Annotated in this window: 16 protein-coding genes; 7 read left to right on the plus strand and 9 right to left on the minus strand. The window is 56.8% G+C overall.

Annotation, left to right across the window (positions count from 1 at the left end):
• Window positions 1-180: 180 nt before the first annotated feature.
• The 3 genes from rho to polA form a co-directional block, all read right to left on the minus strand.
• Window positions 181-1695: a transcription termination factor Rho gene (gene rho / locus PSR63_RS04065; protein WP_443111079.1), complete on the minus strand. Its 1515-nt coding sequence runs from the start codon at window positions 1693-1695 to the stop codon at window positions 181-183.
• Window positions 1696-2191: 496 nt separating this feature from the next.
• The gene (gene coaE / locus PSR63_RS04070) at window positions 2192-2821 is read right to left on the minus strand and encodes a dephospho-CoA kinase (RefSeq protein ID WP_274330962.1); all 630 of its coding nucleotides are present in this window, start codon (window positions 2819-2821) and stop codon (window positions 2192-2194) included.
• Window positions 2822-2926: 105 nt separating this feature from the next.
• The gene (gene polA / locus PSR63_RS04075; protein ID WP_274330963.1) at window positions 2927-5782 is read right to left on the minus strand and encodes a DNA polymerase I; all 2856 of its coding nucleotides are present in this window, start codon (window positions 5780-5782) and stop codon (window positions 2927-2929) included.
• 499 nt (window positions 5783-6281) lie between these two features.
• Here polA and PSR63_RS04080 point away from each other — a divergent pair, with 499 nt between their 5' ends.
• Entirely contained in the window at window positions 6282-7682 is a 1401-nt protein-coding gene (locus PSR63_RS04080) for a hypothetical protein (protein ID WP_274330964.1), read from the plus strand.
• A 171-nt stretch (window positions 7683-7853) separates the two neighbouring features.
• Window positions 7854-8180: a YbjQ family protein gene (locus tag PSR63_RS04085; RefSeq protein WP_274330966.1), complete on the plus strand. Its 327-nt coding sequence runs from the start codon at window positions 7854-7856 to the stop codon at window positions 8178-8180.
• 114 nt (window positions 8181-8294) lie between these two features.
• On the opposite strand, the gene PSR63_RS04090 is transcribed toward PSR63_RS04085, so the two are convergent.
• The 6 genes from PSR63_RS04090 to clpX form a co-directional block, all read right to left on the minus strand.
• Window positions 8295-8771, minus strand: coding sequence for a hypothetical protein (locus tag PSR63_RS04090; RefSeq protein ID WP_274330968.1), 477 nt, complete (start codon window positions 8769-8771; stop codon window positions 8295-8297).
• Window positions 8772-8783: 12 nt separating this feature from the next.
• Window positions 8784-10400, minus strand: a complete 1617-nt coding sequence (locus PSR63_RS04095; protein WP_274330970.1) for a HEAT repeat domain-containing protein — start codon at window positions 10398-10400, stop codon at window positions 8784-8786.
• A gap of 265 nt (window positions 10401-10665) precedes the next feature.
• Window positions 10666-11988: an alkaline phosphatase family protein gene (locus PSR63_RS04100; protein WP_274330972.1), complete on the minus strand. Its 1323-nt coding sequence runs from the start codon at window positions 11986-11988 to the stop codon at window positions 10666-10668.
• Between the two features lie 310 nt (window positions 11989-12298).
• Complete coding sequence (locus PSR63_RS04105) at window positions 12299-13132, minus strand: sugar phosphate isomerase/epimerase family protein (protein ID WP_274330974.1); 834 nt, start codon at window positions 13130-13132, stop codon at window positions 12299-12301.
• Window positions 13133-13239: 107 nt separating this feature from the next.
• Window positions 13240-14250 carry a UbiA family prenyltransferase gene (locus PSR63_RS04110; RefSeq protein ID WP_274330976.1) on the minus strand — a complete coding sequence of 337 codons (1011 nt, stop codon included), beginning with the start codon at window positions 14248-14250 and terminating at the stop codon, window positions 13240-13242.
• A 204-nt stretch (window positions 14251-14454) separates the two neighbouring features.
• A complete protein-coding gene (gene clpX, locus PSR63_RS04115) occupies window positions 14455-15744 on the minus strand; it encodes an ATP-dependent Clp protease ATP-binding subunit ClpX (RefSeq protein ID WP_274330977.1) in 1290 nt (429 codons plus the stop codon).
• Window positions 15745-16632: 888 nt separating this feature from the next.
• Between clpX and PSR63_RS04120 the strand changes: the two genes are divergently transcribed.
• From PSR63_RS04120 to PSR63_RS04140, 5 genes are all read left to right on the plus strand, one after another.
• Entirely contained in the window at window positions 16633-17280 is a 648-nt protein-coding gene (locus PSR63_RS04120; RefSeq protein ID WP_274330979.1) for a bifunctional 4-hydroxy-2-oxoglutarate aldolase/2-dehydro-3-deoxy-phosphogluconate aldolase, read from the plus strand.
• Window positions 17281-17358: 78 nt separating this feature from the next.
• On the plus strand, window positions 17359-18315 hold the full coding sequence (locus PSR63_RS04125) for a DUF1559 family PulG-like putative transporter (protein WP_274330981.1): 957 nt from the start codon (window positions 17359-17361) through the stop codon (window positions 18313-18315).
• Between the two features lie 152 nt (window positions 18316-18467).
• The gene (locus PSR63_RS04130; RefSeq protein ID WP_274330983.1) at window positions 18468-20222 is read left to right on the plus strand and encodes a hypothetical protein; all 1755 of its coding nucleotides are present in this window, start codon (window positions 18468-18470) and stop codon (window positions 20220-20222) included.
• A 47-nt stretch (window positions 20223-20269) separates the two neighbouring features.
• Complete coding sequence (gene holA, locus PSR63_RS04135; RefSeq protein WP_274330984.1) at window positions 20270-21370, plus strand: DNA polymerase III subunit delta; 1101 nt, start codon at window positions 20270-20272, stop codon at window positions 21368-21370.
• 247 nt (window positions 21371-21617) lie between these two features.
• Window positions 21618-23465, plus strand: coding sequence for a hypothetical protein (locus PSR63_RS04140; protein ID WP_274330986.1), 1848 nt, complete (start codon window positions 21618-21620; stop codon window positions 23463-23465).
• The last annotated feature ends 6 nt before the right edge of the window (window positions 23466-23471 follow it).

Genomic DNA, 23471 nt, shown 5'->3' on the forward strand with positions numbered 1-23471 from the left:
GTTTTCAGCAAGAGAGAGAAATTGGGGCGTCTCTCACCAGCGAAGCCTTCGAGGCGCGAAGAGACGACATGCTCTTGCCCACTGAAAACTGAACACTGAATACTGAAAACTATGTGCCAACTCCCTCTCGCGGTACTGCCGAGAGGAAGTCACGAATTGAATAGAGGCATAAAGCGTGCGTTACTGCACATTCATGCTCATGAGAAACTCAGCGTTGGTCTTGTTCTTGCTCATGTGACCGAGCAGGAACTCCATCGCGTCGGGTGGGTTCATTTCGTTGAGAACCCGACGCAGGATGCAGACTCGGCGGTATTCTTCCGGATCCATCAGCATCTCTTCGCGGCGTGTACCGCTGGCGTTGATGTCGATGGCCGGCCAGATGCGACGATCGACCATACGGCGATCGAGCACGATTTCCTGGTTACCGGTTCCTTTGAATTCCTCGAAGATCACGTCGTCCATACGGCTCCCGGTATCGACCAGGGCCGTGGCGATGATCGTCAGCGAGCCACCCTCTTCGACCTTACGGGCCGAACCGAGGAAACGCTTCGGACGCTGCAGAGCGTTGGCATCCAGACCACCGGAAAGGAGCTTGCCCGAAGGGGGGCATTCGCTATTCCAGGCCCGTGCCAGTCGCGTGATCGAGTCGAGGAAGATGACCACGTCAGTCCCGAATTCGACCATTCGCTTGGCCTTTTCGATGACCATTTCGGCCACTTGAACGTGACGCGACGGCGGTTCGTCGAAGGTCGAGCTAATCACTTCGCAGTTCGGTCCTTTGACCTGCCGCTCCATGTCGGTGACTTCCTCAGGACGCTCGTCGATCAGCAGCATGATGCAGTAGGCATCGGGGTAGTTCGTCAGAACTGCCTTGGCCATGTTCTGCATCATGATCGTCTTACCGGCCCGCGGAGGGCTGACAATCAGACCACGCTGACCGAAACCGATCGGCACGATCAAGTCGATGATTCGGCCGCTGTATTCGTCAGGGGTCGTCTCCATCCGGATCCGATCGTCCGGGTGCAGCGGAGTGAGGTCGTCGAAGAAGACCTTCTGGGCTGCGACGTTCGGGTCCTGATAGTTGACCGCTTCCACACGCAACAGCGCGAAGTAGCGCTCGTTTTCCTTCGGTGGACGGATCTGTCCGGTGACGATGTTACCGGTCTTCAGGCCAAATCGGCGGATCTGGCTAGGAGAGACGTAGATATCGTCTGGGCAAGACAGATAGTGATAGTCGGGGCTACGCAGGAAGCCGAAGCCATCGGGTAGGATTTCCAGCGTTCCTTCGCCGTACATCAGGCCCGACATCTTCACGCGTTCTTTGAGGATACGGAAGATCAGGTCCTGGCGGCGCGAGCCGGAAACGTCCTCGAGGTTCTCCTTGCGGGCCTCTTCGATCAGATCCTGCATCGACATCTTCTGCAGTTCGGCGATATGCACTTCGCTGTGCTTGAGCTGTTCGAACTGCTCGTCGTCTTCTCCTTGATCGCCACGATGCTTCCCGCGAGCGATCTGCTCGGCCAGGGACATGGGCTCGGGGCCATCGTCGTAATGGTTGTTATTGTTGCGGCGGTTCGAACCGCGCGACGAGCGATGCCCGTCTGATGCGTGGTTCGAGGATGAGTCTGAAGGTTGGGGCGAGTTGGGCATGGGATGATTGTTTTGATCCGAAGTAGCCTCATCGGTTTCCGGCATGATGCCGGCACCAAATGCGTTGGCGTCTTTCGAGACCCGGGACGTTAACTTGTTATTCGAATTCGAATTGTTATTTGTATTTCGGTTTGTTGTCGTGTTTCTGTGTGCCATAGGAGAATGTTCTCCAAGAGGAGTTTCCTGGCCAGAGTTGTCTAAAGGAATGTCCCTTAACCAACTACTCAGACCGGCTACCTAACGAAGCGGTTCCACTAAAAAATCGGCATGAAGGGCGTCTTCGGTGGACGCAGGCTGTTCCAGGATGAGGAGGAGACTCTTTCGTTGTAGCAAAACGCTCGAAAGTTCGCGAGGCGATAATCGCAGGAATCGCAGTCTTCGTAAATGGTTGTAAATTAAAGGGGTAACGATAATTCGGGCTGCTATCGACGCAGGCAATTTCTTGACCCCCACCTTTGCAGTAAGGTGGGTTTCATCGCCACTAAAATTCCCCTCGCTCTTTCGCAGCCCAATGCGACGAAAAGGAAAATCTTTGGGGAAGTTAACGCGGATTCCCGCGAGGCCCTGGCGGGGGAGCAATACACCGATCCCAAAAGGCTCGGATCGCTGCTTGTAGCTGGGATAAGTCGTCGTCGTTGGGGATCTCGATGTCAGCGAGCTTTCGCTTGACCTCTAATTTTTCCTGCGCGGCCTCACGAATGTCAAACTCATTTTCTGTCCAGTTTCGCGCAAGAGCACGTTCCAGGCGTTTTTCCCGCGAGGCATCCACATAAAGAACATAGTCACAATGGCGTATCCAGCCCGCCTTAATCATGACCGGTGCATCGACCACAAATGCTGGTGCTCCAGCGACTTCCGCTGCCTGGAGGGCCGCTTCCAGCTGCTGACCGATCCGTGGATGCGAGATCTTTTCGAGGTCGGCCAGAGCCTGACGATGCTGGTCAGAGTCGCCAAAAACAAGCTGTGCAATTTTCGGCCTTAATACGTTCCCTTGATCGTCAAATACGGCGGAAGAAAACCTCGCTCGGATTTCCTCCTTCACCTCAGGCATCTCCAGAACGCAATGTCCGGCCTTGTCGGCATCGAAGACAACCGCACCTAAATCGCGCAAGGCCTCCGTTGCGGCACTCTTGCCGGACGCGATACCACCGAGGATTCCGATCGTTTTCATGATGTGACTTGCCGACAAGCTTCCGATTGGGGAGTGAGGGTAATTGCTAACCGCCCTCTCGTTTTTTTCGTCCGCCGCATACTGAGCTTGGTGGACACTTACCCATCAGCCATCTAAATCGACCGGTTCGCACTCGGCCCAGTTCTGCCCCGACTCGACATCGACCACCAGCGGAACATCCAACTCGACCGCCTCGGTCATTTCCGGCAGCATCAACTTCACCAAAGATGGCACTTCTTCCGGGGGTGCTTCAAAAACCAGTTCGTCGTGAATCTGAAGCAGAAGTTTCGACTGCAGGTCGGAAGCCGACAATGCCTTGTGAACGCGAATCATGGCCAGCTTAATAATGTCCGCCGCCGAACCTTGGATGACCGTATTTACCGCGGTCCGTTCGGGCATGAGTAACTGACGCGCCATCCGGTCACGCTTCTGCGGAGAGCGTACGCCGTCGATCTTACGGCGGCGACCCAGAATCGTTTTCACGAAACCATCCTTGTAGCACTGCTGCAGGGTGTTCTCCATGAAATCGTCGACGCCTGGGTATTTGCGGAAGTAAGCATCAATAAAGCCGAATGCTTCGTCCTTCTCGATATCCAGGCTCTTGGCCAGGCCGAATGCGCTTTGGCCATAGACGATTCCAAAGTTGATCGCCTTCGCGCTGCGGCGTTCGTTGGAGGTCACCTCTTCCAGCGGAATCCCATACACCTCCGACGCGACCTTGGCGTGAATGTCTTGATTGTTTTGATACGCCTCACGCAAAGCTTCGTCTTTAGAGTAATGTGCCAGTACACGCAGTTCGATCTGCGAGTAGTCGGCACAGACCAACACCCAGTCCTCGCGACTGGCTTTGAAGGCCGAACGAATTTCTTTCCCTTCCTTGGTACGGATCGGAATGTTCTGCAGGTTCGGTTCATTGGAACTCAGTCGCCCTGTCGCGGCCACCACCTGGTTGAACGACGTGTGCACAAGGTTGGTCTTTGGGCAGATCATGTTCGGCAGGGCATCGATGTACGTGTTCTTCAGTTTGGCGTATTGGCGGAAGTCGATGATCTTCTGCGGCAGCGGATCTTGCTTGGCTAACTGCTCCAACACTTCAGCATCGGTTGATGCGCCGGTCTTGGTCTTCTTGATGACCGGCAGGTTTCGTTTCTCAAACAGGATCTCGGCCAACTGTTTGGGCGAGGCAATGTTGAACGGCTGCTCGGCGATCTCGTAGATCTCTTTTTCGAGCCCGTCCAGACGCTCGCCGTAAGCGTCGCTCAGGTTCTTGAGACGCTCGGTATCGACGCGGATGCCGTTGGTTTCCATCTCGACCAGGACATCGATCAGCGGGACTTCAACATCGTCGAACAGATCGGTCAGGCCTTCTTCTTCCAGTCGCTCGCCCAGAATCTCGTACAGCCGCAGCGGAATGTCCGCGTCTTCACAGGCATAGTACGAGACCTTTTCCAGCGGCACCTGGCTCATCAGGATCTGCTTCTTGCCGGTGCCGATCAACTCGCTGATCTTGACCGTTTCGTGCTGTAAATAGCGACGGGCCAGTTCGTCCAGGCCGTGCGATCGTGCGCCGGCTTCCAACAGGTAATGGGCGATCATCGTATCGAAGTCGACGCCGGCCAGGTCGATGCCGACACCGCGAAAGACAATCTCGTCGTACTTCAGGTTCTGGCCGAGCTTCTTGATGTTTTCGTCTTCGAGTACTGGCCGAAGCAGTTCGATCGCTTCTTCCAGCGGCAGGCTCGGGTCTTCTTCCGGTGTTTGAATTGGAATGTACCGCGCGGTGCCGGGCTTCCAGCAAACCGAGATACCAACTAGGTCGGCCCAGCGAGGGCTGGTATGCGTGGTCTCGGTATCGATCGAGATGCGTTTCTGCTTGCGGAGTATCTCGACCAGTTCTTTCAGCTGATCGATCGTTTCGATGGCCTGGTAGTCCAGCGGTGTTGCTTCCAGCGCGCTGGTCTCCGCCTGCCCTGCTGCTCCGCTTGAAAGGGACAGAAGTTGTTTCGACAGCGTGCGGAAGCCAAACTCGTCGCACAGCTCTTCACATGCCTGACCATTAACCGGCGTGACGACGTACTTGTCCCACTCCCAGGTCAGCGGCACATCATCGCGGAGGCGAACCAGCTCTTTGCTGACCAGCGCCAGTTCGCGGCCATTGGTGATGTTCTCTTTGCGTTTCTTGCCGGAGATCTTATCGACACTGTCGAGCACTTCTTCCAAGGTGCCAAACTGATTGAGCAGATCCTTGGCGATCTTCGGGCCAATCAAGGGAATGCCTGGCACGTTATCGACCGAGTCACCGACCATCGCTTGAAAGTCGACAACCTGGTCGGGACGAACGCCCCAGTCTTCCATCAATGATTCGGCCGTGTAGAAGGCATCCTTCCGCACATTGAACAGCCGCACATTGTCGGTGATCAGCTGGCGGCAGTCTTTATCGGTGGTGACCAGGGTGCAGCGGCCCCCCTTCTCTTCCACGACTTTCGCGGCGGCAGCCAGGACGTCGTCGGCCTCGAAGCCTTCGTACTCGAGCACCGGGATCGTCATCGCTTCCAACAGCCGCCGGATGCCGGCGATCTGCGAAGGCAATTCGACTGGCATTTCGTCGCGGTTGGCTTTGTACTGGTCGTACAGCTCGTTGCGGAAGGTCGGCCCCGAGAGGTCAAACGCACAGATCAAATAGTCAGGCTTCTTCTTTTCCAGCAGGAAGACCATATCTCGGGCGAAGCCATAGATGGCCGCCACCGGCTGGCCGGCCGGACCGGTCATGGGTGGGATCGCGTGGAAGACCTGGAAGATCAGCGAGTGCGAGTCGACAATCCAGACCTCTTTGTCCTTCAAATCGCTGGGATCGCCGACATCGGCCGGAGCAGCCGTGGGCTGGGGAATTTTTTCCGAAATTTCCTGCGTCTCGTCCGTGTCGAAACTTAGCGACGTTTGCCGCGTGCGATTTTTCATCATGCCAACTGCGTTAGGGGGAAGCCGAGAGCCGCTATGAGCTGCGATCCTGCACGTAGATTATTGTGCAGTAACGAGTTACGAACAAGAAGCCACCCCCAAACACCTAATTTCTAAGGCTTTCGCAATTTCATCATCACTCCCTGAAGGAACGTTGCCAAAAAACCCCATGTTGCCCCAGGTCAACATTTCCATAAATCCTTTGTCATACAACGACTTACGAAAATTCCATTTCGTTGACTTCTACCCAGAACGCGTGTACACTTACGGTGCTGGCAAGACTTTGACCAGCCAACCACTCATCCCAATCGCTAATCCATCCAGCGGTTCACAAGTCCTTAAGCTAAAGCCCAGGCGGGGCTTTGGTCTTAACTTGTTCACGTGATCCCTACCATCGGCTGGATTGGCATTTGCCCTAGCTTTGACTAATTTAGGCAAACTGGGGAGACCCTAGTTCCACGACCCGTCTCCCTTTACTTGTCCCCTCAGGAGAGTTTCGCTCATGGCAGCCCGTGACAATCAAGGTCTTCAAATCGCCGTGATCCTTATGGTCATGCTGGTGGTCGGTTTGGGTATCACGACCGGCGTGTTCTACAACGCAAATCTGAAAGCCCAGACAGACGCGAAGGATGCCAACGCACGTGCCCAGACTGAATCCTCGAAGTCGCGTGAGTACTTGCTCGAACGCAACCGTCTGAAGGTCATGATCGGTCATACCGACGAAACGACCATGGACGAGATCGAAACGCAGTTCACCAACGACGTCGCCGCGTTTGTGGCTGACGAGAATGGAACTCCTGCCGACGTTCAGGCTTTGAACTACCGCAAGATCCCGGTCGAACTTCGCAACAAGTACGCCACGCTCGAACAGCAGTTGGCATCGGCCCGTGCCCAAGTGAATGCCCTGACGGCCGAACGCGATTCGATTCGTACCACGGCCGATTCCGCCGTCGCCAAAGCAAAGTCCGAAAAGGATGCCGCCGAAGCCAACCTGCGTAAGATGACCGCCGACTACCAGTCGGAACGCCAATCGCTGCAAGACGACCAGAAGAAGGTTCTTGCTTCCAAGCAAGCCATCGAAGGACAAGTTGCCCAGGTGACTGCCAAGTTCACCCAGGAAAAGAAAGCCTTGGATAAGGAACTCGCCGACAAGCAGAACCTCATCGCCGGCCTTCAGAAGGTGAATGAAGACCTGAAGCCAAGCATCACCGATCGCCCTGATGGCAAGATCGTCTGGTCGAACCAGCGGGAAAAGACCGTTTGGATCAACCTCGGTTCGCAAGACTTGCTGCGTCCGCAGATGACCTTCAGCGTTTACCCTGTCGGTCAGGAAAACCTGCGTGACGCTCCGGTGAAGGGTAAGATCGAAGTCACCAAGATCCATGACGGTCACCAGGCGGAAGCCCGGATCACCGACTTTGACCTGGCCAATCCGATCATGCCTGGCGACACCATCTTCACGCCAACCTGGACCCCAGGACACCCTGAAAAGTTCGCTGTGGTCGGTTACATCGACATCGATGGCGACGACAAGGACGACACCGATGACCTTCGCCAGATCATCGAAACCTCCGGCGGTATTGTCGCTGCTTACGTCGATGAAAGTGGAAGTATCAAGGGTGCAATCACCCCAGATATTCGCTACCTGATCCTTGGTAAGCGTCCAACCGAAAAGACCGCCGAAAACAGCCTGACCGCTTACTCGCAAATGAGCGAAGCAGCCCGTGCTAACGGTATCCAGGCCATCCGCGTCGACCAGTTCATCGACTGGGCCGGCTACGTCGGAGCGGAAGAACTCGTCCGCCTGAACGCCGCCTCGAAGCTGGAAGAACTGGAAGCTCAGGCCGAGAAGGAAAAGGCTGGTTTCCAGAAGCGTCGCCCAAGCGGCAACAGCGCCTTCTAAAGCGATTCGTCCTAAGAATTGCATCCAAGCAACGAATAAAAGCCGAGATGAATATCTCGGCTTTTATCATGCGCAGATATAACCAAGCCTCTCGTTACTGTCCCCTCTTCCCGCAGGGGCGAGGGGACAGGATTAGCATTGCGTCACGAGCATGTCAGTAAGGAGCACCCAATGATCGTCACCACTGGCAACGAGGTCGAAGGACAACGTGTTGTCGAGTACCTGGGCCTGGTCCGAGGAATCGTCGTCCGGTCGCCGAGCATTGCTCGCGGCTTCATAGGCGGCCTCCGGTCCATCGTCGGCGGGAACATCCCCGAGTACGCCGCCGTGTGTGAGGAGGCCCGTCAGCACGCCTACGACCTGATGCTGCAGCATGCCCGCCAGGTCGGGGCCGACGCGATCATCGGGACGCGGTACGATGCTACCGAGTTCGCCCCTGGCGCGACCGAAGTCTTGGCGTACGGAACAGCGGTGAAGATCCAGCCGAATGCAGACTAGCGCCTTTCCGGTCCCCTCTCTCTTCCCAAGGGGCGAGGGGACAAGATGAAGAGCATGGGCGCATCTACGAGAGTGTGACGTCCGATCGACTCGGCGAGGATTCCAAAGACTTGGTTAGCCGATCGAGGCTTGCTGGTGCACGCTGCTGTCGGAAGCGATGGCCTGTTTCCAGAGATGGTAGCCGAAGAACTCTTCTCCGAGCGCGGCCAGCTGGCCATGCAGTTCATGGAACTTCTCGAGCTTCATCGCCGAAACGAGAAGACTCGGATCGCAGAAGATGCTTGCCGGGTGCGTTAGCTGAAGCTCGCGGCCAATCTTCTTCAGCAGCGACGAATCCTTGCTGCTCAGCTCATGCTTCTTGCACAGGTCCGAAAACAACCGCTGGGGGTTGTCGACGTTCCAGGCGTTCTCGGTTTCCTGCCAACGCGTCAGAGCCCAAATGAGGGAAGCGATCACCAAGACCACCAAGGCCAGGATGATGAAGTGTGGGAGATTGAAGTGCGCGTTCTCGGCGCGGAAGTGCTCGCCCATGGCGGAAAAATCCACCGGCGGCTGATCGGCCAGAATTACGAGTTGCCAAAGTGATGCCATGGGTCTTCGCTCCTAAGTCGTGACCTGTTCACCGGCGACCGGAGCTTCGATCGACGGCACAGCCACTTTGTTTCCAGCGATGCGACGCAGGCTTGCCTCGGCGTTCTCTCGAACACGCACATTTCGGTCGAGCATGGCCTGGCGAAGGGCCGCCACCGAAGCGGACGAAGGACAACGGGCCAGAAGATTAGCCGCTTCGGCACGCAGGAAATGATCTTCGTGTTGCAAGGCCTTGATCAGGTCAGACTCCATGTCGAGATGATTCTCCATCACCTCGATAATCTTCAACGCACGCAGGCGTCGGTAGCTCGCATCGTCGACCATCTCGTTGGCCAACAGGCGTTGGGTGTTCACGTCGATTCCGCGAACCAGGCGTCCGGTGTTCTTTTGGGCGTCCAGGCTCATCTTGTCGAAGGCCGACAGGAACCGAGGAAAATTGAACTCGGCCAGGGAATTGCGCACCGTATCTTTCACGATCAGCTGTGGACTATCTAAGTGCTGCAGCAGTAGTTTGATCGCTCCGGGAATTCCTCGCGGGCGTAATTGGCGGAGGGCTTCGGCACGCACGCCTGCGTCAGGATCGCTGACGGCATCCAGAATCAGTTGGTTGGTACTTGGGTCGATATAGCTGGCCAGTTCTTCGAGAGCTGCCAGGCGTCCGCTGGAATGCTGCGAACCGGCCATCATCAGCAGTAGATCGTACAGCCGCTCGGAACCGATCGAAGTGCACATAGCCATGTGCACCGCGGCAGCCTGCTGCAGGCCATTGAGCTTCTCGAGCACATGGCGATGCTCTTCGGCCCAGGCCACCTTCGTCAGCTTGGCCAGGTTGCGGCGGACGGTGTCGTTCACGCCTCCGTGAATACGCGTTGTCAATTCCGACATGAATGCCGGATCGTGCCGCAGTCCCACGATGTTGAGCACCGGCATGGCGGGGTGCATATCGGTCAGTGAGCTGAGCACCAAGTCGATGATTTCAGGACGCGAACTGTGCCGCAGGAAGCGGATGATAGCTGTGTGTGCGGGATGCTTGGCGTTGTTCCAGGCTTCGCGAAGGAGTTGATTCTCGCGAGTGACGAGCACCAGGAATGCTTCGAGGATGGCCACCGATTCGTGCTGCTGGTAGTGACTGATGCAGTCTCCCAGCGAATCGATTGCCCGGCTGCGAACCGCTTCGCCACCCTTCTTGGAATCACCGACGCGAAGGTCTTTGCGGAGACTGGCCGCCAAGTGCACGAGCGTGTTGCCAGCCGAGTCGCGGTACGAGTGGCCAGAATCACGAACGATCAACGCAAGCGATGGGATCAGTTCGTATTCGGGAACCTGATTCAAGACCTCCAGCCCCAACGCGAATTGCTCGTGGTCGCTGGAGTGAATCAGTTCGCGGACGGCAATCTCGAGCGAGATGCCGGAAAGTTCGATCCAGCTACGCTGAACCGGTGTGAACTTGCGCCAACGCTGCACGAGAGCCCGTTGGGCGACGACGTGACGTTGATGCAGCAGAGCGGAAAGAGCTCCCTCGCGCACTTCCGAATACGGCGAGTCCAGCGCGTCTACCAACACTGGGACCGCCGCATGGTTGTCCGTGTTGGCAAATAGCTGAAAGGTTTTTTCGATTCCGGAGGGCACGCTACGATTCCCGCTGCATGTCTGAGTGGTTCCGAACATCAGTGATCGAAACTTGGGGCAACTACAGGAAAACCTAGTTTTCCCCACAGATATGAGCCGTGAGAAACCGCATGAAATCGAATTCCCCCTTCGGGGCGGGCCGTACAATCGTTACAGACAGAACGATGGACAGCCTCTGTAGGGGGAATCCGCGATGAAAAAAGCCTCTCGCAGACCCCCAAATGGCGGCACACTACGAATTAAACCGTAACAAGCGGTTTTGGCCTCAGATATTGAACTGACGCAGCACCAAATCGCAGACGTCGGTATCGGCCATTGGGGTCTCGGGATAGACGCCCTTTTGGTTGGAAAGCAGGACGCCTCGTTGGGCTTCTGTTTTGGCCGGAGCACCGTGCGAACCCTTGACCAGAGTCGCGTCCAACGGGATCGATTTGGTGGCCATGTCGACATGCAGTTCGACCGGGTCGTAGCCGGGCTTGCGGTGGATATCGACCGTGCGAGCAAACTTGGGGGCGTTGGCATCGTCCAGCCAGTAGTAGTAGGCCTGCCAACTGTTGGCGGTCGAAACGAGGATGACGTCGCCACTTCGCTCGTGATTGAGGAAGTACTTTTCGCGATCATCGCCGGCGAGGACTTCTGCAATTCCTTCCTGCCCCTCGAACAGCTTGACGACCTTGTCGATCGTTGCCTGATCGCGATCTTTCACGTAGATATGCGAGAGTTGGTGATCGGCCACGGCAAACGCGTTGCTGCCGCGGTAGTCGATCGTCTCCCCTTCCTCGCCGCTGTTGACCTTCAACAGGTCTGCTTCTCGCAGTACGCGGTTGGGGTAGGTGACATGATCGACGGGCACAATCGTGTATTCGCTGGCCACCAAAATCAGCACATCGTCGCCGTAGGCTTCTTTCAAACCGGCAAACATCTCGCCCAGGACGACGTCGAGCTCTGCCACGGCCTTCATCGCCGGTTCGCTATCGGGACCAAGCTTTTGGGCCTGATAATCGAGGTGCGGCAGATAGATGTAGAAGAAGTTTGGCTTGTGCTTCTTAGCGGTCAGCACGGCCGTGTCGGAAATCCACTTGGTCGAAGGAATCGAAGCAAGCGGGCCCCAGAAGAACTTCAGCGGGAAGTGACCATACTGTTCGAGCAAATCACCGTAGTACTCGGTTGGCCGCGTGTAGCACCACAGCGATTCGCTGCCGTCGGGGTTATGCACAGGGGCCGGCATGCAGACGTAATCGGCATTACAGCGTTTGCTGAGCATGGGGAACCACACGGCCGACGTGAGCGATGGATTGTGCTTTTTCAGCGTGTCCCAGATCTGAGGTTGTTCGATTGCTTCGTTGCCCATGGTCCACAGTTCGACCTCCCCCTTTTCGCGGTCGTACCAGCCGTTGGCCACAACTCCGTGATCGACCGGCAGCATGCCAGTCATGATGTTCGTTTCGACGCACAACGTCACCGCGGGAAAGCTCGGCACGAGCGTGGCTTTGTCCCCTGCTTCGGTTAGCGCCGTGAGATTCGGCATGTGGGCAACGTCTGAGGCTCGCAATCCGGGGATGGAAAGAAGAACAACGTTGTCGGCCATGGGGGTGCTCGCTCAGTAAGGGGCAGGGTCGGGAGTCAATTCGCAATCAAGTCACTCTAACCCGAGATCCAGTGCGAGAAAACCAGGGCAACTCTCATGTCCCCTCGCCCCTGAGGGGAGAGGGTTAGGGTGAGGGGTTCTTCACGGGCGATAGAAGTGCATCGAGGATGACTCACTGCAAGTCAGGATGCGAGTGAGAGAAACACGTTAGAGCGACGACGCGTGACCCTGCTTCGCCCCCTCACCCTAGCCCTCTCCCCCGGGGACGGGGGCGAGGGGACAGGATGCGCTGGGGCACTTTCTAATTCGCTTAGATCAGCGGCTTCAAGAATTCGTACGACAGCTTGGCCAGGTTGGGGCCGTCGTGGCTGTGCCGGCTCAGTTCGACGTTCACACAGCCCTGGTAGTCGATTTCTTTGAGAGCCTTAAAAATCGGCGGGAAGTCGATCTCGCCTTCACCGAACGGCAGGTGTTCGTGGACGCCGGCGTTCATGTCTTCCAGGTGAATATTAACGATACGGTCGGCATAGCGGCGAATGTAATCGGCGATGGGTGTTTCGCCTTGGCAGTGTAAATGGCCGATGTCGAGCGTGAGCTGAAAGTTCGGAGCATCGATCCGCTGCTGAAGTTCGTCGAACTTCTCCATCGTATCGATCAACATGCCAGGCTCCGGCTCGAAGCCGATCGTGACGTCACGCTCGGCGGCATAGTCGAGCACAGGTTCGAGCGACGCGACCAATCGATCCATGGCTACGTCATACGAGACGTCGTCCAGTAGACGGCCTGACCAGACCGAAACGCAATCGCTCTTGAGCGTTTGGGCCGTATCGATGCAGTGCCGCATGAACTCGTAACGCAGGTCGCGTCCTTTCGCTTCCGGGCTGATAAAGGTCGGCTCGTGCTTGCGGCGCGGATCCAACAGAAAGCGAGCCCCGGTCTCGACGACCGAGCGCATCTTGGCTTCTTCGAGTGTCTTGGCCAGAAGATCGACCTGACGCGTGGCAAGATAGGTGTTACCGAACGGGGTAAGGGTCAAATGGTCGATCGTCAGGGCAATCGCACGGTAGCCGATCTCTGCCAGGATTTCCACGGCATCGAACGGGTCGTGATGCGCGAGTCCATTCGTGTTGTAACCTAGGATCATTCCTGACTAACCCTTCGACCTTACGATGTCGCTGCCTGGTTTGCTATTCCGCGCGGTGCAAGGTTGGCCAACCTTGTTCGCTGTGCCCCACGACGATGTCGATCTCATTATGTTGAATACATCCAACGACGAAGCCCCAGCATGGGAAACAACAGGGCAACAATCACGACCGACCAAATCGTTCCGCATACCGCTAGGGTAATCGCTGCGTCATAAAAAATCAGCGATAAGATCGCTTGTTTAATCGTTAATTGCACGTTTCGCGGCTCGGGGTAACAAACGGCGAGAACCATTCTGCGCCCCAAGGCCAAACTCAATAATACCAAAATCCCCCACAGCCCGAATGATTTCGATGGGTCGATATCAACGATCGACGGCTGAAACCAGGGCAAAATGCCCAGCATGGCGATGCCTGCGAGCATCAAAAACGCCCCCAGGCCCAGCATGGCTCGGCTGCTGACGACCGCTTCGGTTCTCGCAAACCAGGTTACGCCGACAATGTATACGCCAATGCCGCCAGCAAAGATCAGTTGGCCCGCGTCATAACCCAAGATCTGCCAGCTGTCGCTGAAGGGATTCTCTTTGGCAAGGCTCATCCCCAGCAGAATATTGAAAAAACGACATGCTCCCATCATCCAAGGAGCTAAGGCCGTCCGTTTGAGCACTGCGTCGTAGGCGACCACGCAAATGGAAAGACAAGCCGCCACGGCACCGCCTCGCCAGGGAATCGCGGCGTAATCGACGTAAGCATAGCCGCCCAGCAAGGCTACCAGCGTCCCCACGACCAACATCGAAAAACCAGCGAGCATCGCCGTCTGAGCGGAAATCGCCCCGGAAGGAATCGGGCGATCAGGCCGCTCCTGGGCGTCGACGTCGCGGTCGTAGTAGTCGTTCAGGATCATCCCGGCCGAGTAGATCAAGCTTGAAGCCAATACCAGGCAGACGAAGATGACCGGAGCGTTCAGATTGGTGACGCCACCATTGGCAAAGGCCGAGACGATGAAGAAGCCAGCAAAGATATCAGCCCACGCCGTAAACAGGTTCGGCAGCCGGCACAACTTGCCAAACGCAAGCCAGGCTGGGTCAACCGGCGTCTCTGGTGTCGTCGAATCGTCCAAGGGGCGTCTCGTGATAGCTTTTAATGCGCGATGGGATTAGGTCTGTGATTTTACGTTTTTGCGTAAGAAGCGTCGAGGAGACCCAATCAACTCTTACTGAAAACTGAAAACCGTAAACTTCCACTTGGAAAAGAAAAAACCCCCGCGTCGGGCGATTGACGCGGGGGTGCTTAGAAAAGGAGGGGCTTAGCAGGAGACAATCACCTAGGCACTTTTCGTTTCGGGCATTTTGAAAAGCTTCTCTCGACCTTCGACGATCTCTCGCGTGATCGAGTAGTTGGAGCCAGGCTCTTGTTCGGGCAGGTCAAACATGATGTCGAGCATGACCGATTCGATGATCGAGCGAAGACCACGAGCACCCGTACCCTTGGCCAGGGCACGTTGGGCAATGGCTTCGATCGCTTCGTCGGTGAACTCGAGTTCGGCGTTTTCCATCTCGAAGAGGGTCTGGTACTGCTTGACCAGAGCGTTCTTCGGTTCTGTGATCACCTTCTTCAGACCTTGCAGGTCGAGAGGTTCCAGCGAGGCAACCATCGGCAGACGACCGACCAATTCTGGAATCAGGCCGAATTCCAGGATATCGTCGCTGGTCACGTTTCGCATCAATTCAGCTGAGTCAGCATCTGACTTGAAGCCAGACGATTGACCGAAGCCGATGCTCTTGCGACCCATACGGCGACGGACGATGTCTTCGATACCGACAAACGTACCACCACAGATGAACAGGATGTTGCTCGTGTCGATCTGGATGTACTGCTGCTCGGGATGCTTACGACCACCTTGTGGCGGAACGTTAGCGACGGTGCCTTCGAGCATCTTCAAGAGAGCTTGCTGTACGCCTTCACCGGAGACGTCACGCGTGATCGAAACGTTGTTCGATGTCTTGCCGATCTTGTCGATTTCGTCGATGTAAAGGATACCGCGTTGGGCAGCTTCTACGTCGAAGTCGGCAGCGTGCAATAGTTTCAGCAGCAGGTTCTCGACGTCTTCACCCACGTAACCGGCTTCGGTCAGCGTGGTGGCATCGCCAATCGCGAACGGAACGTTCAGGATGCGAGCGAGCGTACGAGCCATCAGCGTTTTACCGCTACCGGTTGGACCGGCCAACAGGATGTTCGACTTTTCGATCTCGACATCGGAACCTTCGTGACCGACGACCAATCGCTTGTAGTGATTGTGAACGGCGACGGAAAGAACCTTCTTCGCACCATCCTGGCCAATGACGTATTCGTCGAGGTTGGCCATGATTTCGCGAGGGCTGGGGATCTTGTTGAACAGTTTATTGCCAGAGCCGCGGCGACGATTCTCTTTCTCGAGAATCTCTTTGCACAGGTCGATGCACTCGCCGCAGATGTATACGTTGTTGTAAACGTCACCAGGACCTTCGACCAAAGGACCTACTTCGCGGTAGTTACGGCGACAGAACGAGCAAAATGCGTTTTTCTTGTTGGTGCTGTTGTGGCGAGTTCCACCAACATCATTTCCTGCGGGCATGAATTAACTCCTTTCGGCTTCGCTTGGAACAGCAACTGGCAGCGGTGTCGGGACCTTGAGGTGATTCTCTTGATGCTAATGCCGGCCAGGGCTGTTGTTATTTCCACGTGCTGCTCGACTGGCCATGGCTTATCGAAGCCGTTTGGCCTGGGGGCATCCTTGTCCGCAAAGAGTTCGAGCCGTATTCTTCAGCCGCAGTCGTCGCTCTTAAGTAAGAAAAACGTCCTACGCTGATACCGCTTCGCAAGGGCGAAGAGAGAATCACTAAAGTGATCCTCATTGGTTGGCCTCCCAGGCACCACACCTCGCAATACGAAACGATGTTTTGGTTTGTGCGATTGTTGTTCGCAAAAACCAGACAAATAATCCCTAATCGGTCTTGCTTGCATCTTCGGTAAAAACGACTTCCGCTTCTTCCGAAACTGTTGCAGGCTCTTGGATTCGGGCTGACATGTCCGTTTTTATCTTTCGGAATTCCTCGTCCGATAGCTCACCCCGTGAATGCATTTCGCGGAACTTTGATAGCATCGTGTTGGGGTGGTGTTGGTCCTCGTCCGAGTATTCGCGCCATTTTCTCAGAAGGTGAAACGTTAGTGCCAGTCCTAGGATGCATACGGCTAATAGGAATACTGCGAATGCTAACTGCAGGTATTGATTTTCCATCGCGAACCAGGAAGTACTAACTCGTCATTACCTACCCATGCCGCAAGCGTACCGATAGCGCGGGCAGGCCTTCAAATCCTTATTATTTCCATAAACGGCAACCTCGTCCAATCATTCGCCCGGATTGCCCATGCCCAATCGGCAAATTGACAAGGCCAGCCGCGGGCAGATAGGCTAACCCTACTCGTATCTTCTTGCTTGAAGACCATTTAGGGCGACCAGATCATGCCACGTGAAGCAACCGTTCAAAAAATCTCGTCCACGGGAATTGTCGCCGTTATCCGCGCGGACAATGGGGAAATCTTGGCGGATGTGACTCAGGCCCTGATCGACGGTGGGGTCACTGCTATCGAAGTGACCTTTACCGTACCCAAGGCCCACAAGGTATTAGAGTACGTCGCCGATCGATTCGGGGACCAAATCGAGCTCGGAGCGGGCACCGTCCTCGATGCCGAGACGGCTCGCATCGCGATCCTGGCCGGGGCTGAGTTTATCGTCTCGCCCATTGTCGACCTGCCGACCATCGAGATCAGCCACCGGTACGACAAAGCGATGATGGCCGGAGCACTTACCCCCACCGAAGTGGTCCGAGCCTGGCAAGCCGGATCGGACGTGGTGAAGATCTTCCCGTCCGACCTGACCGGACCCAGCTATCTGAAATCTTTGAAAGGTCCCCTGCCCCAGGTTCGCATGATGCCAACAGGCGGGGTCAATCTGGATACGGCCGAGGCGTTCCTGAAAGCAGGTGCGTGTGCTTTGGGAGTCGGCGGCTCGCTCGTTGAGAAGTCGGCAATCGAAAGTGGCAACATGGATCGCATTCGCGATCTGGCCAAGCAGTATGTCGAGATCGTCCAGCGATTCCGGGCCCAATAGTTGTTCCCTGCGTAGGGGCCCGATACGATGAGTTGAAACCAATCGTCGTTGGCTCATCTTCCCCAGTCCGCAGCGCACATGCCCATCTCCTTTGATTGTCCTCATTGCGGGACCCACATGAAGGTCCTCGACCGCTATGCCGGCCAAACCGGACCATGTGCCGTATGCGCAAAGACAATCACCATTCCAGGAGACCCCAACGCGGCGGCCGAGCCTGGGCAATCGAAGGTAACCACCACCAGTTCGTCAGAAGACAACAGCGGCGTGGCCTTGGGAACGCTGATCGGAATTCTGGGCGGATCGGTTGCCTTCTTCTCGGTGATCTTTCTGACCCTGGTTTTGATCTTCCGGGTCGCAGTTCCGGCAGCCACTCAGATGCGAACCAACGCTTTAAATCGGGCTTCGCTGGACAAGATCGAGCGAATCACCCAGGCGCTCAACGCGTACCATGACATTCACGGATCGTATCCGCCGGCCTATTTCACCGATGACAAGGGAGCACCGACGCACTCGTGGCGGGTGATGATCCTACCGCAGTTGAATCGCAATGATCTGTACAAGCAATACAACTTTGACGAGCCCTGGAACTCGCCGACCAACATCAACGTGACCACGCGGATGCCGGACGTTTTTCGCAACGAACTCGACAACTCGTCGAATTCCACTTCGACCAACTTCGCGGCCGTGGTGGGTAAGCGGACGATGTTTCCGCACGAGAAGTCGACAACCCGGTCGCAGGCCATCGACGACCCGAATACGGTGCTGATGGTCGTCGAAGTGCATGGTCTCGGTTTCGACTGGACCGACCCGACTCAGAACTACAATCTCGACAGCCCGCAGGGCACGATGATTATCGACAACAACCGGCAATCGACGACGGCAAGCAAGTCGACGTTGACCGGTAACCTGGGTGTGATGAGTGGCGATACGTACCACGCCAACGAAAACACCTCGGTCACGCTTCTACAAGGGATGGCCACGCGCAGTGGCAGCGAAGATATCGGCTACGAAATGGACCTGCTCGACCAGCCGTGAGCGTTACGTATTAAGCGACTGGTACGAGCCGTACGACCGGCACAGCTTGCCAGCCTTCACTGACGCGTATCATGAGAGCGACCCTATCAAGCGGACGACTCAACGACCGATAGACTGTGTTGTCGTGTCCTCTATCGTTTAAAGGGTCGTTCATGTTTGCCAAATCAGGCTTGCTCGCTGCCACGGCTGGCGTACTAGCATCGATGCTGGCATTAGGTCCGCAGGTGCTATCAGCGCAGGCCCATCGGCCCGCTGGCGCTACTGCTTCCGATGGCGGCCCCGTGCTGACCCGACAGATGGAGTTTGGCATTCCTTACCAGGTCGATGCCCCTGGCTCGACGCCTGAAGTCCAGCTGATGGTCTCGAACGACCGCGGCGTGAACTGGATTGGCTATCACCGCCAATCGGCCCAGCAAGACCGCTTCGTCTTTCAGGCCCAGTCCGATGGCGAGTATTGGTTCGCGATCCGAACCTTCGATGCCAGCGGCCGACCGACCGAAAACAACGGTTACTTCAAGCCTGAGTTAAAAGTCGCCATCGACTCTCAGACACCGGAAGTCTCGATCAAAGCGCAAGCACTCGAAAGTGGCGAAGTCATCGTCCAGTGGACGATTCAAGATCCGGCCATCGACTCGGAACATATTCAGCTAAGCTATCAGTCGTCGCCTCAGTCGCCGTTTCAAACCGTGCAGGTCGATGCCTCGAAAGCATATCAAGCCGATGGCATCATTGCCGGCGAAACGCGATTCTTTCCGATCGCCACCGACCGCGTCATGCAGATCCGCTTGGATGCGTATGACAAAGCGGGCAACGTAGGTTTTGCTCAGCAGTCCGTTTCGGTACCGCTGGTCGCCCAAAAGCCCAACTGGAATGGTGTTCCGCGGCCAGCCCCCGGCAAGGCCGGTCCTGCCCAGGATTCGCTGGCCGGCGGTAACATCCCGGTCGATCCGTTCCAACAGCGCCGCATCGAGATGCCAGAGCCACCCAAGCAAGCCGTGCCGTGGCCGACGGACAACGTCCTGCCGCGACCAGAAGCCCAAGCCAATAACAATCCCATGCAGCCAGGTATTGGTACTCAACCACCGCAGCCATTGGCCGGAATGGGTGCTCCACCACTGCCACAAAACGTGGACCAGCGCTTCAAGCCGGCCAGCATGAAGATGGAACCACCGGTCGCTTCTTCCAGTCAGCCAGAACGCCCCACCGTCCGAGCGAACTCGACGGTCGGCCTTCCGCCCGGTGTTTCGCCCCAAGCGATCAACCACAAAGGCTTCGCCCTGAATTACGGAGTCGACACGGTCGGCCCTTCCGGCATCGGCCAGATTGAACTGTGGGTTACCCGCGACGGTGGCGAAACCTGGGAACCAGGCGGTACCGATCCCGATCGTCAAAGCCCATTCGATGTCGAGGTACAGGCCGAAGGGACGTACGGCTTCCGCATCGTGGTCGAAGGGGGCAACGGCCTGACCGGACGCCGACCACAACCGGGCGACCTGGCCGATATTTGGGTGAACGTCGACCTGACGAAGCCGATCGCCACGATCACGAACGTGGTTTACGGTGAAGGCCCGCACGTGGGTCACCTGGACATCAGTTGGAGTGCCACCGACGCCGACCTGGCCGATCGACCTGTCTCGCTGTACTACGCTTCGTCGGCCGATGGCCCCTGGAAGCCGATCGCGGAAGAGATTGCCAACTCGGGGCAGTACATCTGGAAGATCACCCCGGACGTGCCGGCCGATATCTTCCTGAAAGCGATCGCCCGAGACCGCTCTGGCAATGTAGGCGAGTTCGTTCTGAAGCGGGCCATCGCCAACGACGGACTCGTTCCCCGAGCTCAAATTCGCTCACTACAGCCGATTTCCGGCCAGAATGATCAAGCGGCCATGCCGTTCACGATTCGCTAATCGATCCGCTGGTAGTCAAATTGCCCTGCACCGGGTAACTTGGTGCCATGGCAAATACGGTTCACGCGTTCGACTTTCTCGACTCCGACGCGACGTCCATTCCCTCGGTTTGTGTCGTCTTCGGTCGCGATGCCTTTCTGCGCGGGCTCGCCGCGGAGAAGATCCGCAAAGCCGTCCTGGGGGACGATCCCGATGTTCCTTACGGCAAGCTGGCCGGAAACATGGTCACGTGGGTCGATGTGGCGGACGAAGTCTCGACGGTAAGCCTGTTCGGGGCTTCCGGACGACGGCTGGCGATCGTAGATGATGCCGACCCGTTCGTGTCTCGCTATCGAGACGAACTGGAAGGGTTTCTGGAAAAGAAACGCCCCGGCGGGGTACTCGTTCTGCAGGTCGAGAAGTGGGCGGCTAATACGCGGCTCTACAAGAAGTGCAACGAGGTCGGCCTTCAGGTTCAGTGCAACCCGCCCGAAAAGAAAGCCGGTAAGAAGACCTCGCTCGACATGGACCTACTGAGCAAGTGGTTTGTTCGCCGCGCGAAAGAGGAACACGACGCCAAGCTCAACGTCGGGGCCGCACACCTCTTGGTGGAACTTCTGGGAACGGAACTGGGACTGATCGATCAGGAGGTTGCCCGACTGTCTCTCTTCGTTGATCCTCACGAGGCGATCAACGAAGACCTGGTCCGCGAACAGGTTCACGGAGGTCAGCTGCAGGAGATCTGGCACCTGGTCGATGCGGCGGTCGAAGGCAAAACAGCTGACGCGTTGAATCAGCTCGATCGGCTGTTCCAATCGGGCGACAAGCCGCAGAAGCTGTACGGTCAAATTGCCTGGAGCCTCCGCCGCTTCGCTGCTGCCACACGTATCTATCAGCGGGCCCGACGCCGCGGCGATGCGGTCAGTCTGCGGGATGCCCTCAAAGAAGCTGGCTTCCCGAACTGGCCCAAAGCCCTGGAAGAAGCCCAACGCCGGCTGTTGGCCCTCGGCCAAATCCGCGGGGGACGTCTTTATCGGCAACTGCTGGAACTCGATATGTCGCTCAAAGGAAGCCACTCGCAAGAGGCCCGCGGCCGGTTGGCTTTGGAGAAGCTGATCGTATCGTTCTCAAAAGCGATGGATCCACCACGAGCTACCGCTCAGCGATAAAATTTTCCCCTCTCCCTTCCCAAGGGAGAGGGCTAGGGTAAGGGTTGGGAAGCGGGTATTCTGTTCGCCCCTCACCCTCCCCCTCTCCCCCAAGGGGCGAGGGGACAGGAAACGGTCGCAGCTAGCACCCATCGACAATCTCCCGTCGGTATCTCTTGCTTCAATCTTGAGGTTTTCCTACTATCCGCCGACCGTTTCTTGGAAGAAGGCTTGCGCCCGCGCGCGCCATCAACGGAAGCTCGAGCGAATGATGTCGAAGATTATCCTCCCCTGCGTTGTCTCCCTGACCGTCCTTCTGACTGGCTGCATGAGCGGCTGGAATCGTGGTATGAATGAGTCGAGTTCGCTCAACTCGTACCTCAATCAGCAAGCGGCTCAGTCGAAACCGGCGGCGCAGAAATCGACCATGCCGGAAACCGAGAAAGCCAAGCAGCACGAGTTGGCCAAGTCGGAAAGCAGTGACGTTTCCCTCGGCAAAAAGCTGGCAGCCAAGTTAGCCGCCGCCGCCGAGAAAGCACCAGCGGAGTCGGCACCCGAAGCGACGAGCTATGCAGCCCGCGTCAAAGCGTTGTCGTTGCCGGCGGATGACAAGCAGCAAATCCTCAGCGAGTTCGCTTCGGCCAGTGACGCCCAGTGGGAAGAACTTCTTTCCAAGCTGGAACCGGTCTTCGGCCCCCAGCAGCAAGCGGTTGCGCAAAAGGAATCGTCCGGCGAAGCTGACGTCATCGATCAATACGCCTCGAAGCTCGTGCAGCGGCATCTGAAAACGCCAATCGAAAACGAACCGGCCGAACAGCCTAAGCGTTTGCCGTCGATCAATATGCACCAGGATACGTCGCACCTGGCCCAAGCCGATCCGGCAGGCTATCCACGGACCATCGACCTCGACCGCGGCAAGATGTCGCCGGCCGTCCGGGCCACGGCTCCGCCAGAGGAGAAAGTACGCCGCGACACAGGCGTTCAACTAGCCGCCTACGTGCCAGAGATGGATGCCCAGTCAGAAGGCCTCTACCCGGAAGACGTTCAAGCCGCTGCCATCGCCGACATGAAGCGAAACCCGAGCAATCTGCCTGACAAGACCGCTGGGCCTAAGCCAAGATCAACTCAGCCAGAAAGCCAGGAAGAAGAAACCGTCAGCCAGCTTACTCGCGTCGAATACCGCGCGATGCAGATCCTCTGGCAGCGTAGCCAACTTTCGCTGGAAGCGTTGTACAAAGAATACAAAGCGCAATTCGCTTCCGAGCAATCGCCGACTTCGCCAGATCCGAGCATCTTGAGCCTCGACGAACTGCACGCGATTCTCTTCGACTTGAAGAATCGCGGTTGGATCGCCGATACCCGGCGTGGCAACACGGTCGTCTACTGGGCTGCTCGTAACCAAGAGGAAACCGACTCTGGCAGTTGGGAAACACTGATTGATGACACCATCGGCAAGCTCGAACGCGTTGCCACCGACTCGCGGGCTTCGGAAGAAGAACGCACCATCGCACAGCTGCGTCTGAGGATGCTGTACCTGATTGCCAATCGCAAGGGGGACGCGATGGAGAAGGTCGAAGGTCTGACAGCAGAAGAACAAGAGGTCTGGAGCAACACGCTCTTCGGCCTGGCCGATTACATGAAGGTGGAAGACATCCCGGTCGAGCGCCGTCATACGCTGGCCTTGGGTTCGTTCCGCCGAGCGATGTCGCACCTGGAAGCGGCGAGCCCGCTGGAACTGCGGAACCTGGAATTCATTCAAAGCGTCGACAGCTTCGGTCAATTCAAGCCGTTCCCTTCGCATGACTTCCAACCCAAGCAAGAAGTCCTGCTGTACGTCGAGATCGAGAACTTCACCAGTCGGGACAACGGTGGCAAGTTTGAAACGGCCCTACAAAGCAACTACGAGATCTACGATCAGTCCGGCCGCCGGATCGATGCTCGTCAGTTCCCGGAAGTGAAGGACAGTTGCCGCGTCCGTCGCCGCGACTTCTATGTTCCGTATCGGCTTTACATGCCGGAGAATATCGCCGCAGGCACCTATCGTCTAGAATTGACGGTCCGTGATTCGGCCGCCGACAAGTTTGGCCAGGCCTCGATCGAGTTCAGTATCAAGTAGGAAGAC

Origin of the sequence: Bremerella sp. P1 (assembly GCF_028748185.1) — a bacterium.
In the GTDB taxonomy this organism is placed as follows: domain Bacteria; phylum Planctomycetota; class Planctomycetia; order Pirellulales; family Pirellulaceae; genus Bremerella.